At 65.1% G+C, this 2,518-nt stretch carries 2 protein-coding genes; one reads left to right on the forward strand and one right to left on the reverse strand.

The genetic code is table 11. The features are described from left to right. Window positions 1–138 precede the first annotated feature (138 nt). Window positions 139–1,515, reverse strand: coding sequence for a nucleobase:cation symporter-2 family protein (locus J7024_RS36785; RefSeq protein WP_175751004.1), 1,377 nt, complete (start codon window positions 1,513–1,515; stop codon window positions 139–141). Window positions 1,516–1,631: 116 nt separating this feature from the next. On the opposite strand from J7024_RS36785, the gene J7024_RS36790 reads away from it, so the two are divergent. After that, on the forward strand, window positions 1,632–2,518 hold an 887-nt coding region (locus tag J7024_RS36790; RefSeq protein ID WP_268838812.1), incomplete at its 3' end, for an FGGY family carbohydrate kinase.

Consider the following 2,518-nt stretch of genomic DNA (forward strand, 5'->3'; position numbering starts at 1 on the left):
ACCCCCCATCGCCAGAACGCTCTCGCCCTCGCAGCCGTCCCGCCTCTGCACCCCGCACAAAGCAAAACGCCACGGCATGCCGTGGCGTTGTTCCTCTACCGCGTCGCGCCGCGATCCGGCGTGTCCGGATTGGGCCGGTCAGTGGTGCACGTCGGCCGGGCGTCCGTCGAAGTCGTGTCCGGCACGGCGGATGTCACAACGTGCGTCCTTCTCGCCTTTCACGCCGTTGAACACGATGTTCAGAATCACCGAGGTCGCCGACGCGAGCAGGATGCCGCTGTGCAGGATCGGTGCGAGTGCCGGCGGCAGCTTCGAGAAGAAGTGCGGCGACACGACCGGCACGAGGCCCATGCCGACGCTCACGGCGACGATGAACAGGTTGTGCGTGTTGTTCACGAAGTCGACCTTCGACAGCACCTTGATGCCGTTCGCGGCCACCATCCCGAACATCACGATGCCCGCGCCGCCCAGCACGAACGGCGGCACCGATGCGACGACCTGCGCCATCTTCGGGAACAGGCCGAGCAGCACCAGGATCACGCCGCCCGTCGCGCAGACGAACCGGCTCTTCACGCCCGTCACGCCGATCAGGCCGACGTTCTGCGAGAACGACGTATGCGGGAACGAGTTGAAGATGCCGCCGATCAGCGTGCCGAGACCGTCGACGCGCAGGCCGCGCACGAGACGCTCCTGGTTGACCGGACGGTCGACCATGTCGCCGACTGCGAGGAACATCCCGGTCGATTCGATGAACGTGACGAACATCACCGTGACCATCGTCGCGATCGACAGCGGGTCGAAGTGCGGCCAGCCGAAGTGGAACGGCATCACGATGCCGACCCACGGGGCGTGCGCCACGCCGTCGGTATTCACGCGGCCGATCGCGAACGCGATCACGAAGCCGGCGACGATGCCGAGCAGCACCGAGATGTTCGCGACGAAGCCGCGGCCGAACTTGTTGATCAGCAGGATCAGCGTGAGCACGAGCAGCGACAGGCCGAGGTAGACGGGGCTGCCGTATTCTGGGTTGCCGACGCCGCCGGCCGCCCAGTTGATGCCGACTTCCATCAGCGACAGCCCGATCACCGCGATCACGGTGCCGACGACGACCGGCGGGAAGAATCGCAACAGCTTGCCGATCATCGGCGCGAGCACGATGCCGATGATGCCGGCCGCGATCGTTGAACCGAAGATGTCGAGAATGCCGAGGCCGGGGTTGGTGCCGATCGCGATCATTGGGCCGACTGCCGCGAACGTGCAGCCCATGATGACGGGCAGGCGGATCCCGAAGATCCACAGGCCGAGCGTCTGGATCAGCGTTGCGATGCCGCACGAAAACAGATCGGCGCTGATCAGAAACGCGATCTGGTCTTTCGGCAGCTTCAGCGCGCCGCCGATGATGAGCGGCACGGCGACAGCGCCGGCGTACATGACGAGGACGTGCTGGAGACCAAGCGTTACAAGCTTGCCGGTCGGCAGCACCTCATCGCACGGATGGACCGTGTTCGATTGCATCTGTCTCACTCCATGATCTTGTTTTCGGGGTGATACGAAGTTATGCGGAATGCACCATCGCAACAAGAGCGCTGGGTTCTATTCCGTTCTTTGCTGGTTCGATATGCCATTTCGGCATGAAACGGGGTGTCGATCATCGGGAAACTGCCGCAGGAGTGAGGTTCACCGGTTTTATAGCCCTCCAAAATAGTGCGGACCCCCGAGTCAAATATAGGCGGCTTTATGGTGTGTATCGCGCATGCGGCATAGTGGCAAAATCGACCTGCGAAAAATCGTGCCGGGTTAACCCGCGAGCGGCCGTTTTTGCCATCAAGGTGCACCCGGGTGCCACCCGTCGGTCGCGGCCGCGTTTTAGCGTCGTCGATGGGCAAATTCGCCGCGTAAATCGGGGCGCGTATCGCGATCCCGCTATCATCGATATCCGTTCATTCGAATATCGCCTTCCCGTCATGCGCCTGCTCGGAATCGACCTCGGCACCGGCTCTGTCAAACTCGTCACGCTCGATGCCGACGGCATCGAGCGTGCGGTCGCGAGCGAACCCTATTCGTTGTCGTCGCCGCAGCCGGGCTGGGCGGAAATCTCGCCGCACGTTTGGTGGGATGCACTGGCGCGCGCCGCCGCGAAATTGCCGGCCGGCGAGCGCGAGCAGGTCGTCGCGATCGGTTTCTCCGGCCAGATGCATGGCGTCGTGCTGATCGACGCGGCCGGGCAGCCGGTGCGGCCCGCGCTGCTCTGGCCCGATACGCGTGCGGTGCGCGAAGCCGATGCAGCCACCCGGCCCGACGCCGGTTTGCCCGTCGCTCCGAACCCCGTCGCGCCCGGCATGGCGGGGCCGCTGTTGCGCTGGCTGGCCGAACACGAGCCGCAGTCATTGCGTGCCGCGCGCTGGGCCGTGCAGCCGAAGGACTGGCTGCGTATCGCGCTGGGCGGCGACGTTGCGGCCGATCCGAGCGACGCGTGCGCGACCGCGCTGGCGACACCGGACGGCGCCTGGGACGCACC

This window comes from Burkholderia sp. WTPI3 (assembly GCF_021483755.1).
Classification (GTDB): Bacteria; Pseudomonadota; Gammaproteobacteria; order Burkholderiales; family Burkholderiaceae; genus Burkholderia.